The sequence below is a fragment of the Proteus sp. FZP2095 genome, assembly GCF_023701425.1.
Classification (GTDB): Bacteria; Pseudomonadota; Gammaproteobacteria; order Enterobacterales; family Enterobacteriaceae; genus Proteus; species Proteus cibarius.
The window spans coordinates 164836-177282 of record NZ_JAMQBJ010000005.1 but is presented as its reverse complement, the minus strand read 5'-3'; the positions used below and the strand labels follow the sequence as shown (position 1 = coordinate 177282).

The window sequence follows — 12447 nt, the reverse complement described above, 5'->3', positions numbered from 1 at the left end:
CATGCGTAAAGTTATCGCTGTTGTTGCAGTTATTATTTTAGCGTTGTTGTACTCCTCTGTATTTGTCGTTCAACAATATGAGCGTGGTATCATTTTACGCTTTGCGAAAGTTGTGCGTGATGCTGAAAATAAACCTGTTGTTTATGAACCAGGTCTTCATTTTAAAATTCCATTCATTGAGAATGTGAAAAAACTGGATGCGCGTATTCAAACTATGAATATCCAGCAAGACCGTTTCTTATCAGGTGAGAACAAAGACTTATTAGTCGATTCTTATCTAAAATGGCGTATCAGTGATTTCAGTACTTACTATCTGGCAACAGGTGGTGGTAATACAACGCAAGCTGAAACTTTACTGCGTCGTAAGTTCAGTGACCGTTTACGTTCTGAGATTGGTCGTATGAGCGTAAACCAAATTATTACGGATTCTCGTGGTCGTTTAACCATTGATGTTCGTAATGCACTGAATGAAGGTACTCCTTCTCGTGATTCAAGCGCTGCTGATGATGCAATTGCGATTGCAGCTAAAAAAGTGGCCGAAGAAACTAAAGGCCAAGCTCCAGCTATCAATATGAACAGTATGGCGGCTTTAGGTATTGAAGTGATTGACGTTCGAATCAAACAAATCAACTTACCTATGGAAGTTTCTGAAGCGATTTACCAGCGTATGCGTGCAGAGCGTGAGGCCGTTGCTCGTCGTCACCGTTCACAAGGTCAAGAGCAAGCGGTGAAAATTCGTGCAGCTGCTGATAAGACTGTAACAGAGACACTGGCTGAGTCTGAGCGTGAATCATTACGTCTTCGCGGTGAAGGTGATGCACAAGCAACTAAACTATTTGCTGATGCATTCAACCAAGATCCAGACTTCTATGCCTTCATTCGTAGCTTACGTGCTTATGAGAAGAGCTTTAACCAAGACGGCAATGACGTCATGGTGTTAAGCCCTGATAGCGACTTCTTACGCTATATGAAAGCACCAACAAAAGCGCGAGCGATTGAAGAGTAATTTCTAAACGTGTTAAACCGTTTGAGTAAATAATAAAATCCTCCACCTTAAAAAGTGGGGGATTTTTTTTGATATCAATAAGATAAAGATAGCAATCAAGCTAAGAAATAAATAATTGTGCATAAAAAGATGAAAATTTACGCTTAATGGTTTCCAAAATGGTTTTAGCTGGGATAGTATAAAGTGAAAATTGCATTTCAAGATAAACCTTCGGCAATTCCGAAGCGTCTTCTTCGCCGTTTTCACTTTTATGTCACTCTGCTTCCTGTTTTTGCGATCAAAACTGTTGATAAAAATCACAATACGTTTGTGATGCGGATTTTTCGGGCAAAAATATTGACAATGGCAAGATAATCTATTGCTTAAAAGCGGGGATGACATAATTAGATAAAATCTACTGTAACTCTTGAATTGAGATGGTAGAATCCTTTTTTAAGCAACCGAGTGTATTTTGAAATGAGTAATAACGTTGTCGTATTGGGCACCCAGTGGGGTGACGAAGGCAAAGGCAAGATAGTCGATTTGCTGACAGAACGCGCTAAATATGTTGTTCGCTACCAAGGTGGCCATAACGCGGGTCACACTCTAGTCATCGACGGTGAAAAAACCGTTCTTCATTTAATCCCATCAGGCATTCTCCGTGAAAATGTTGTTAGCATCATAGCAAACGGTGTCGTTTTATCACCGGAAGCGCTGATGAAGGAAATGACCCAACTTGAAGATCGTGGTATTCCTGTTCGTTCTCGTTTACTTCTGTCTGAAGCTTGCCCATTAATCCTTCCTTATCACATCGCATTAGACAATGCGCGTGAGAAAGCTCGTGGCGAAAAAGCTATCGGTACAACAGGCCGTGGTATCGGTCCTGCTTACGAAGATAAAGTTGCTCGTCGCGGTTTACGTGTTGGCGATCTGTTTGATAAAAAAGCGTTTGCACAAAAGCTCAAAGAAATCATCGAATACCATAACTTCCAACTGGTGAACTACTACAAAGTTGAACCTGTTGATTACCAAAAAACCTTAGACGATATCATGGCAATCGCTGATATTCTGACTGGTATGGTTGTTGATGTTTCTGACTTACTGTACAAAGCAACACAAAACGGTGAGTTAGTGATGTTTGAAGGTGCACAAGGTACTTTATTAGACATCGACCACGGTACTTATCCGTATGTAACCTCTTCAAACACAACCGCTGGTGGTGTGGCAACAGGTTCAGGTCTAGGCCCTCGCTATGTTGGTTATGTATTAGGGATCATCAAAGCTTACTCTACTCGTGTAGGTGCAGGTCCATTCCCAACTGAATTATTTGATGAAGTGGGTGACTTCTTACGTGAGAAAGGCCAAGAATTTGGTGCAACTACAGGCCGTAGTCGTCGTACTGGCTGGCTAGATATCATCGCTATTCGCCGCGCTGTTCAAATCAACTCACTGTCTGGTTTCTGCATGACTAAACTGGATGTGTTAGATGGTCTGAAAGAAGTGAAATTGTGTGTAGGCTATCGCTTACCAAACGGTGAAGTGATTGATACAACACCTTTAGCTGCTGATGATTGGGAAGGTATCGAGCCTATCTATGAATCAATGCCAGGCTGGAACGAAACGACGTTTGGTGTGAAAGATCACGCTCAACTGCCACAAGCAGCGCTGAACTACATCAAGCGCGTAGAAGAGTTAACAGGTGTTCCTGTTGATATCGTTTCTACAGGCCCAGACCGTTCAGAAACCATCATTCTCCGTCATCCATTTGATGCATAATCTGCATTAAATTGGTTTGATGTGAAAATCGTCCCTGAAAATGACAGGGGCGATTTTTTCGTATCTGTTTGTTGGTTAAATTGAGATAAAAATACGTGTTACACATACAAGATAAGACAGCTTTACACTCGGTTTTGCTTCTGTTTTATCGGTAACGCGTAAAAAACAATAAGACAATGTTATTGTTGTAGAGTCAGAAATAGAAAAGCGATCTGTTGAAAATCGACAGTATCGCTTTTTCTTTGCCTGCGATGTCGCTATTATTTTGCTAATAGTCAAGTGAGATATGGAAATAACCCACTTTTGAGCATATCTTTGCTAAATGTCCAAAAATTAAACATAATATTGCTTAATAAAATGATATTCTCATTAATAATTACTTATCCCTTAACGACTTTAATAGGGAAAACCACTTTTCAGAGGTCATTGTGCAATTAACCAGTTTTACAGATTATGGATTGCGGGCATTGATATATATGGCTTCATTGCCAGAAGGCAAGATGACAAGTATCACTGAAGTGACACAAGTCTATGGCGTCTCACGTAACCATATGGTGAAAATTATTAATCAACTTAGCCATTTAGGTTTTGTTGAGGCTATTCGCGGTAAAAATGGAGGGATCCGTTTAGGCAAGCCTGCAACAGATATCATTGTGGGTGAGGTTGTTCGTGCTTTAGAGCCACTTTCATTAGTAAACTGTAGTGCTGAGTTTTGCCACATTACCCCAGCTTGTCGACTAAAACTGGTGTTGAATCAGGCAATCGAGCAGTTTTTGAAAGAGTTAGACCGTCACACACTCGCAGAGCTAGTTGAGAATAATAGCTCCTTATATAAATTGTTATTAGAAGATGTTTGAGTCTACTATTTCATCAAATCTGATAGCTTGGAGGTCATAATGTCAAAAGATCCTTTTCAGGATAGAGAAGCAGAAAAATACGCCTCTCCAATTGCTAGTCGCGAATATATTTTAGAAGAAATGAAAAAACGCACGGCACCAATGAGCCGTGACGATTTAGCACAGGCGTTAAAAATTTCAGGTGAAGAAGACTTAGAAGCGTTACGTCGCCGTTTAAGGGCGATGGAGCGTGATGGTCAATTAGTTTTTACCCGTCGCCAGTGCTATGCATTACCTGAACGTCTTGATTTATGGAAAGGTAAGGTAATCGGTCACCGCGATGGTTATGGTTTTTTACGTGCAGAAGGTCAAAAAGATGACCTTTATCTTTCACAAGATGAAATGAAAAAAACCATGCATGGTGATGTTATCCTTGCCCAACCTTTAGGTATGGATAGAAAAGGTCGTCGTGAAGGTCGTGTTGTTCGTGTTATTGAACCAAGAAATAACCAAATTGTAGGTCGTTATTTTATTGAGTCAGGTATGGGATTTGTTGTACCTGATGATAGTCGTTTAAGCTTTGATATTCTTATCCCTAAAGAGGATATCATGGGCGCGCGTATGGGAAATGTGGTGGTGGTTGAGATCACGACAAGACCAACTCGACGCACGCAAGCAGTAGGTCGTATTGTTGAGATCTTAGGTGAAACCATGGGAACAGGTATTGCGGTAGAAATCGCATTACGTACTCATGAGATCCCGTATACCTGGCCTGCAAAAGTGACAAAAGAAGTTGCTGATTTAAAAGAGGAAGTGCCTGAATCAGCTAAAGAAGGGCGAGTTGATTTACGTGGCTTACCTTTAATTACTATTGACGGTGAAGATGCGCGAGACTTTGATGACGCCGTTTATTGTCAACGTAAAAAAGGTGGTGGTTGGCGTTTATGGGTTGCGATTGCAGATGTTAGTTATTATGTGCGTCCACAAACCGCGTTAGATACAGAAGCACGTAGCCGAGGAAATTCTGTTTATTTCCCTTCTCAAGTAGTGCCAATGTTACCAGAAGTTCTGTCTAATGGCTTGTGCTCATTAAACCCACAAGTTGACCGTTTATGTATGGTCTGTGAGATGACCGTTTCTGAGCAAGGGCGTCTTTCCTCTTACAAATTCTATGAAGCGGTGATGAGTTCTCATGCTCGAATGACCTACACCAAAGTGTGGAAAATCATTCAAGGTGATGAAGAACTGCGTGAGCACTATAAGCCCATCGTTAAAGATATTGAGCATCTGTATGAGCTATACCAAGTATTAGATAAAGCGCGCGAACAGCGCGGTGCAATTGGTTTTGAATCAGAAGAAGCGAAGTTTATCTTTAATGCCGAGCGTCGCATTGAGCGTATTGAGCCCGTTGTTCGTAATGATGCACACAAATTGATTGAAGAGTGCATGATCCTTGCTAATATCGCAGCCGCTCGTTTTGTTGAGAAAAACGAAGAACCTGCACTTTACCGTATTCATGATAAACCCAAAGAAGATAGCGTCTTGAATCTACGCTCTGTCTTTAATGAATTAGGTTTAACGCTGCCTGGCGGATTAACACCAGAGCCAGCAGATTATGCACGTGTCATGAAAGAGGTTGAAGACAGACCTGATCGTGAAATGCTACAAACCATGATTTTGCGCTCAATGAAACAGGCAATTTATGATCCTGAAAATCGTGGGCACTTTGGTTTAGCATTAAAATCTTATGCGCATTTTACCTCGCCAATTCGTCGTTACCCTGATTTAGCCTTGCACCGAGCAATTAAATATCAAATTGCCAAACAAGAGGGTTATGGCTCACAACGTTGGACCCCAACGGGTGGCTACCATAGTGATATGGACACCATGTTGCAATTAGGCGAGCACTGTTCTTTAACTGAGCGCCGTGCTGATGAAGCAACACGAGATGTTGCTGATTGGCTAAAATGTGACTTTATGCTGGATCAAATTGGTCAACAATTTACCGGTATTATCACCAGCGTAACGGGCTTTGGTTTCTTTGTTCGTTTAAATGATCTGTTTATTGATGGTCTGGTGCATGTTTCTACATTAAATAATGATTATTATCAGTATGATAATGTAGGGCAACGCTTAATTGGTGAGTCTTCAGGACAAGTCTATCGCCTTGGTGATGAAGTTGAAGTGAAAGTTGAAGCAGTGAGTATGGATGAACGCACTATCGACTTCTCTTTAATTTCAACAACACGCACCGCGCGTAATCCGGGTAAAACAGCCCGTGTTCGTGGTTTAAAAGGTGAAAAAGACAAGAAAAACGCAAGTTCTAGTAAGTCTCGCCGTCGTGATGCAAGCAAAGATAAAAACTTTGAGCCAGATAGTGCCTTCAAAAAAGGTAAATCATCATCAGGTCGAGGTAATGCGAGCAAAGACAAAGCCGTAAAAGACCAAGTTGCGAAAGATAAAGCAAGTAGCAAACGTAAGAAAGCATCATCACAAACCAAAAAGATAGAGGCAAAACTTAAAGCTAAACGCGCAGCCAAACGCGATAACGCATAACGTTTTATTCTTCTGATCCTTTTTAAAAGGCGGAGACTCCGCCTTTTATCTGTTTTGTGCCTTTTATTTTTTAATGAGTAAGCACCGCTATGAGCGAAGAAATTATTTATGGTATTCACGCAGTAACCGCATTACTTGAGCGTGATCCTGCACGTTTTAAAGAAGTTTATGTATTAAAAGGGCGTGAAGATCGCCGTTTAACACCGGTTATTCATGAATTAGAAGCACAAGGCATTCTGGTTCAAGTCGCTAATCGTCAATGGTTAGATAGCCAAACAGAAGGTGCTGTTCACCAAGGTATTATTGCTAAAGTAAAACCAGGTCGTCAGTATCAAGAACAAGATTTACCTGACTTATTAGCTAAAGTTGGGACGCCTTTCTTATTAGTGTTAGATGGTGTCACAGATCCTCATAATTTAGGGGCATGTTTACGTAGCGCTGACGCGGCGGGTGTGCATGCTGTTATCGTTCCTAAAGATCGCTCTGCACAATTAAATGCAACAGCCAAAAAAGTGGCTTGTGGTGCGGCGGAAAGTGTGCCGTTGATCCGAGTAACAAATCTGGCACGCACTTTGCGCTTATTGCAAGAAGAGAACATTTGGATTGTTGGCACAGCAGGCGAAGCAGACCACACTTTATATCAAAGCAAACTTACAGGCCCAATGGCATTAGTAATGGGCGCTGAAGGTGAAGGTATGCGTCGCTTAACGCGAGAGCATTGTGATGAGCTGATTAGTATCCCAATGGCGGGTACGGTATCATCACTTAACGTTTCTGTGGCAACCGGCGTTTGCTTATTTGAAGCGATGCGCCAGCGTATTATGGTGAAATAATCGCTTAGTTTATTTTATTATCTATACTCCCTTGAGTTTTATTGGTCGCGGGGGTATAGTTACGCGTCAATTTTTTCAGTCACAACTTAAACAAGTTCCTTGCCTCCATGGGTGGTGACTGACCCTGACAGGAGGCTGATAAATCCGTAAGGAGCAATATCAAATGCGTCATTACGAAATCGTTTTTATGGTTCATCCTGACCAGAGCGAACAAGTTCCGGGCATGATCGAGCGTTATAAAACCGCTATCACTAATGCAAATGGTCAGATCCACCGTCTAGAAGACTGGGGTCGTCGTCAATTAGCTTATCCAATCAACAAACTGCACAAAGCACACTACGTTCTGATGAACGTTGAAGCTCCGCAGGAAGTGATTGATGAACTGGAAACTACTTTCCGTTTCAACGATGCCGTTCTCCGCAACATGATTATGCGTACTAAACACGCAGTAACTGAAGCTTCTCCAATGGTTAAAGCAAAAGACGAACGCCGTCGTGATATCGCTGATGACCTAGGTGATGAAGATGAAGTTGATGATGTAGCAGAGGATTCTGAAGAGTAATTAGTGCTGTGACGGCTAATAATCATTTGGTGCTAACTGGCACAGTGTGCAAAGCATTAATTCGAAAAGTTAGCCCCGCTGGGATCCCGCACTGTCAATTTGTTATTGAACATCGTTCAATACAAGAAGAGGCGGGATTAAAAAGACAATCATGGTGCCGAATGCCCATTATTGCTAGCGGGAAAGCGTTACAAGCAGTTACTCACAGTATAACGGTCGGCAGCCAAATCACCGTTTCTGGATTCATTAGTAGCCATCAGGCGCGAAATGGATTGTTTAAATTGGTGCTTCATGCCGAGCAGATTGAATTGATAGATTCTGGAGACTAGCCATATGGCACGTTATTTCCGTCGTCGTAAGTTCTGCCGTTTCACAGCAGAAGGCGTACAAGAGATCGATTATAAAGATATCGCTACGCTGAAAAACTATATCACTGAAAGTGGTAAAATTGTACCAAGTCGTATCACCGGTACTCGTGCAAAATACCAGCGTCAGCTGGCTCGTGCTATCAAGCGCGCACGCTACCTGTCTTTATTACCTTATACTGATCGTCATCAGTAATAGGTATATAGTCCATTAATGACTTGTAGAGGATAAGGTAATGCAAATTATTCTGCTTGATAAAGTAGCGAATCTGGGTAGCCTGGGTGATCAGGTTAACGTAAAATCGGGCTATGCTCGTAACTATTTAATCCCACAGGGTAAAGCTGTTTCTGCGACTAAGAAAAACATCGAGTTTTTCGAAGCGCGTCGTGCTGAGTTAGAAGCTAAATTAGCTGAAACTTTAGCAGCAGCTGAAGCTCGTGCAGCGAAGATCAATGCACTGGGTTCTGTCACTATCAGCTCTAAAGCGGGTGACGAAGGTAAACTGTTTGGTTCAATCGGTACTCGTGACATCGCTGATGCAGTAACTGCTGCTGGCGTTGAAATGTGTAAGAGCGAAGTTCGCCTGCCAAATGGCGTTCTGCGTACTACTGGTGACCACGAAGTTCACTTCCAAGTTCACAGTGACGTATTCGCTGAACTGAATGTTATCATCGTTGCTGAATAATCTCTGATTAAACAGTTAATGTTGATAAAGAAAAACGCCAGCTTAGCTGGCGTTTTTTTTGGATAAATTAAATCTCTTCTTACTATGGTGTACGGTAATAACTCCCATCACTCAAACGAGTGTAAGTGATAACAGTACCGGCGCTATTTGTCACTTCTAGCATACTGACATCACCTTGTGGATTACGCTGTAAACGAATAGCTTGTCCTGTGCGTAATTGGCTTAATGATTTCTGTTGGTCTTCTGATTTCGCCATAGAGAATGCATCATTGACAGGAAGTTGATTGTCTCTAAACAGTTGCGCTAAGGTTTGCCCCTCTTTAATGGTATAAGTTTGCCATGTTTGCGCTGGTGTTGATTGAGTGTCTTGTTGTGGTGTTGTTTGAGCAACATTTTCCTCTGGATCATTTGCCGTTGGAGCCTCTATTGATGGAGAAACAGCGGGATCGGCATTTAAGCTATCTTGCGCTTGAGAGGTCGAGGTTTGATAAGTCGGATCATTTGTTGATACTGATGGTGAAATAGGCACAGGAAGGTCATGTGTCGATGATGACGGTTGAGGTGGTTCACCATTATTTTCACTGGTTGGCCAAAAAAATATGACCAATAAAACAATAGCAATAACCAGTATTGCCCGACGATGTAAGCCAGGGAATTTGCCCATATTCACCTCATTATTGATCTGTGAATCAGTATTATGAATTGCTGTAACATCTTTTTTATTCCTTGTAGCCATACTAGCACGAACCATGATCCTAACCTGCTCCCTGAATTCTTTTCAGAATTATCTATTCGCTCTAACCGTTAATGTTCTTTATTTCCTTGATGGTTAACTAAAAATAGTTTCATGCGTTGATACACATTTTTATCAGTTTCTATGGTTAAAGCCTGCGCTAATTCACCATAAAGATCATGAGGCAATAATGTGTCAGGCCATGTTGAAAGAACATTCAGCGCCATATTTCTATCACGCAATGTCGGACTACGTAATTGCCTTTTTATAAGTGACCAGCCGATACCGGGAAAACCACCAAGATCTTGCATAATATATTCAACGGCATGATGGGGCTGATATTCAGAGTGGGTAGTTATTAATGGATCATCTGTGCTATCTAATGCTGTTAATTCAATTTGTTGTTCTGCAAGTTTAACTACTCTTTCTATTTTGTGAGAGGCATCCGTTTGCATTAATTGGTGCCACCAATCTGCATTGGGATTATCTTTTTGTAGTGAGAAGAGTAACTCCCAAATATCAAGGCGAAGAGATTTAGCAACAAGACTTGCTTGGTAATTTTTTGAGCGAAAAGGGCTTTGTAATGCTTCAATAATAAGTGTCGACCATTCTGGTTTTTGAATAATATTTTGTGAAGCAGAAATAATTTGTTGTTGGCAATGATCGTTCCAGCCGAGAGACTCAAGCAATAACCAATCTTCACCACTGTTTTGCACAAAGTCAGCAATTTCACAGACACAATAAAGGAGCTTTAATTCTTTTGGAGGTAAAGTATCAACTTGTGAAATAAAAGCGTTGCATGCTTGGGTGCCCTCTACATAATCATAAATATCTTTTGCGGGACCGCCATTAAGCAGTGCACGTAAAAGATCGCTACAACCAAGCAATAGCTCATTATCTAAAGGATGCGTATTCAGCATCTCTAATAGTGTCCCTTTTGTGACACAGTCATAGGCGACATACTCTGTCATTACATTATTTCTATACCCTTCAGTCAGTAGCCAATAGCGATTATTAACAGACAGTGTTGAAGGCAAATGCTCGATAAACTGGATGCGTCCCCAGCCTTTGGTTCGTTGACCTAGGGAGTGTAAAAAAGGCTCAAACTCTTCACAAGAAAGGCGCTGTTTTAGCGAACGAATAGCATAAAGGGTAAATTCAGGATGCAGGGCAAACAATAAGAGTAAACGCTGAGAAGTACTATCATTAAACGATCCTAATAGCCCTAAAGCTATTTTGATAGGATTCTTATCAGGACTTAACTTTAAGATCCACAAGATCAATTGAAAATAGGTCTCATGATTAATCAGTGCTTCATCTTGTTCTATTTTATCTATCAAATGCGAAAGATAGGTAATAGGAGCGAGTTTATCTTGGCAGGCAAGTGAATAAAAAGAAGTGGCATGTTCTTTATCAGGTAAAAGAACGACATGCTTTATTGCATGGTAGAGGGATAGCGCAAATTCTTCACATGTTTTTTGAGAAGGCTGTTGTTCAATTGCTCGACCTATTCGTTGGTGCAAAATAATACCTTCACGAGCTCCTGCCGACCAACTAAAAGGTATTGAATCATCATCAGGTTTTGTTTTTAAGTGAACGTCTGATAATAGATTTAATTCATCAGGTAAAGGTGTATCACCTATTTCATAAGGTGCTAACAGCGAAAGAATTGAAGGAACAGAAGAAGGACAAACGTTAGGAAAGTCTATTGTGAGGTCGATAGACAGAGGTGACTTACTGAAAAGCTTATCGCGCCAATTAGTCATAATAAATCCTATTTGTTTTGCCGTCTTAGTATAACTTTAGCGGAAAATAGGAAAGCTGGACAAAAAAAGCCAGAAAATCCACTTATATCACTTAAAAGAGACTTATCCCAAACACAATTCCTCTCTTGAGATAGAAAAACAAATCAAAAAAAACTGGTCAATAAAATTAAAAAGCGTTACATTAATGAAATTCTAAATTGTTACATTATAACATTACAAATAAAACGAGGTTTGTTATGAAACTAGGTATTCATCCTCAATATCGAACAGTGATTTTCCATGACACAAGTGTAGATGCTTATTTTAAAGTGGGTTCAACCATCCAAACGGAAAAAAAGATAGAGTATGAAGGGCAAACATACCCTTATGTGACATTAGATGTCTCCTCTCAATCACACCCATTTTATACCGGTAAGCAAAAGACACATTCTCAAGAAGGTAATGTGGCACGCTTTAATAAACGTTTTGGTCAATTTATTAAGTAAGGAAGAGACAATGCAGGTATTAAGTTCATTGAAAAGTGCAAAACAACGCCATCCAGATTGTAAAGTAGTGCGCCGCCGTGGTCGCCTTTACGTGATTTGTAAGTCAAACCCACGTTTTAAAGCTGTTCAGGGGTAAGATTATGCAAAAGCCAGTTCTTTCTTGTATTTTTATTATGGGACTATTGGGTAGTGCAATGTCTGTTTTAGCACATGGCCACCATCATGAAAAAGTACAAACACAAGCTCAACGAGATGCCGCTAATGGGATTTTTGAGGACAAGGATGTTCTTGATCGCCAACTCAGTGATTGGGATGGTGTATGGCAATCTGTAGAGCCTTATCTTCTTAGTGGCGAGTTAGATGAGGTTTTACAAAAGAAAGCAGAAGCAAAAAAAGATAAAACAGTCGAAGAGTACCGAACTTACTATACACAAGGCTATAAAACTGATGTGGATATGATTGGTATTGAAAATAATATCATCGAGTTCCATCGTGGAGAGAAAGTCGATAGCTGTGAATATCATTATGATGGTTATCGTATTCTACATTATGAGTCTGGTAAAAAAGGGGTACGCTATCTTTTCCGCTGCGATGATGCCAAAAGCCAAGCACCTAAGTTTATTCAATTTAGCGACCACATTATTGCACCAGAGAAAGCAGGGCACTTCCATTTATATATGGGCAATACATCGCAAGATGAGTTACTTAAAGAATTAAGTAATTGGCCAACATATTATCCTTATTCAATGAAAGCAGATGATATTGTTCACGAAATGCTTTATCACTGATTTAAGTAACATAAAGAGAAAATAAAATAATAAAAATCTTTAGCAAAGGAATGCTAAGGATTTTTCATAAAAAGTT

Annotated in this window: 15 protein-coding genes; 13 read left to right on the top strand and 2 right to left on the bottom strand. The window is 40.6% G+C overall.

The window, feature by feature from the left end:
* The first annotated feature begins 1 nt into the window (after position 1).
* The 10 genes from hflC (at position 2) to rplI (ending at position 8599) form a co-directional block, all read left to right on the top strand.
* Positions 2-1006 carry a protease modulator HflC gene (hflC, locus tag NBG71_RS16760; RefSeq protein WP_075672791.1) on the top strand — a complete coding sequence of 335 codons (1005 nt, stop codon included), beginning with the start codon at positions 2-4 and terminating at the stop codon, positions 1004-1006.
* 183 nt (positions 1007-1189) lie between these two features.
* Complete coding sequence (locus NBG71_RS16755; RefSeq protein ID WP_164530206.1) at positions 1190-1360, top strand: hypothetical protein; 171 nt, start codon at positions 1190-1192, stop codon at positions 1358-1360.
* A 102-nt stretch (positions 1361-1462) separates the two neighbouring features.
* Complete coding sequence (locus NBG71_RS16750) at positions 1463-2761, top strand: adenylosuccinate synthase (protein WP_072069601.1); 1299 nt, start codon at positions 1463-1465, stop codon at positions 2759-2761.
* Between the two features lie 428 nt (positions 2762-3189).
* Positions 3190-3618: a nitric oxide-sensing transcriptional repressor NsrR gene (gene nsrR, locus NBG71_RS16745; protein WP_036914714.1), complete on the top strand. Its 429-nt coding sequence runs from the start codon at positions 3190-3192 to the stop codon at positions 3616-3618.
* 39 nt (positions 3619-3657) lie between these two features.
* Positions 3658-6153 carry a ribonuclease R gene (gene rnr / locus NBG71_RS16740; RefSeq protein ID WP_219495390.1) on the top strand — a complete coding sequence of 832 codons (2496 nt, stop codon included), beginning with the start codon at positions 3658-3660 and terminating at the stop codon, positions 6151-6153.
* A gap of 101 nt (positions 6154-6254) precedes the next feature.
* A complete protein-coding gene (gene rlmB / locus NBG71_RS16735; protein ID WP_164530220.1) occupies positions 6255-6986 on the top strand; it encodes a 23S rRNA (guanosine(2251)-2'-O)-methyltransferase RlmB in 732 nt (243 codons plus the stop codon).
* A gap of 163 nt (positions 6987-7149) precedes the next feature.
* Positions 7150-7548, top strand: coding sequence for a 30S ribosomal protein S6 (gene rpsF, locus NBG71_RS16730; protein WP_075672794.1), 399 nt, complete (start codon positions 7150-7152; stop codon positions 7546-7548).
* An 8-nt stretch (positions 7549-7556) separates the two neighbouring features.
* Complete coding sequence (priB, locus tag NBG71_RS16725) at positions 7557-7877, top strand: primosomal replication protein N (RefSeq protein WP_006535746.1); 321 nt, start codon at positions 7557-7559, stop codon at positions 7875-7877.
* 4 nt (positions 7878-7881) lie between these two features.
* The gene (gene rpsR, locus NBG71_RS16720; protein WP_000135199.1) at positions 7882-8109 is read left to right on the top strand and encodes a 30S ribosomal protein S18; all 228 of its coding nucleotides are present in this window, start codon (positions 7882-7884) and stop codon (positions 8107-8109) included.
* 40 nt (positions 8110-8149) lie between these two features.
* Entirely contained in the window at positions 8150-8599 is a 450-nt protein-coding gene (gene rplI / locus NBG71_RS16715; RefSeq protein ID WP_023583606.1) for a 50S ribosomal protein L9, read from the top strand.
* An 82-nt stretch (positions 8600-8681) separates the two neighbouring features.
* On the opposite strand, the gene NBG71_RS16710 is transcribed toward rplI, so the two are convergent.
* The gene (locus tag NBG71_RS16710) at positions 8682-9350 is read right to left on the bottom strand and encodes a LysM-like peptidoglycan-binding domain-containing protein (protein ID WP_099660280.1); all 669 of its coding nucleotides are present in this window, start codon (positions 9348-9350) and stop codon (positions 8682-8684) included.
* Between the two features lie 53 nt (positions 9351-9403).
* Entirely contained in the window at positions 9404-11098 is a 1695-nt protein-coding gene (locus NBG71_RS16705; RefSeq protein WP_250917030.1) for a hypothetical protein, read from the bottom strand.
* 236 nt (positions 11099-11334) lie between these two features.
* Here NBG71_RS16705 and NBG71_RS16700 point away from each other — a divergent pair, with 236 nt between their 5' ends.
* From NBG71_RS16700 to zinT, 3 genes are read left to right on the top strand one after another with little or no spacing between them, the layout of a single operon-like run.
* Positions 11335-11583 (top strand): type B 50S ribosomal protein L31, encoded by a 249-nt coding sequence (locus NBG71_RS16700; protein ID WP_196563762.1) that lies wholly within the window; start codon positions 11335-11337, stop codon positions 11581-11583.
* A 10-nt stretch (positions 11584-11593) separates the two neighbouring features.
* On the top strand, positions 11594-11719 hold the full coding sequence (ykgO, locus tag NBG71_RS16695) for a type B 50S ribosomal protein L36 (protein WP_006535739.1): 126 nt from the start codon (positions 11594-11596) through the stop codon (positions 11717-11719).
* 4 nt (positions 11720-11723) lie between these two features.
* Positions 11724-12371, top strand: coding sequence for a metal-binding protein ZinT (gene zinT, locus NBG71_RS16690; RefSeq protein WP_075672798.1), 648 nt, complete (start codon positions 11724-11726; stop codon positions 12369-12371).
* Positions 12372-12447: the final 76 nt, after the last annotated feature.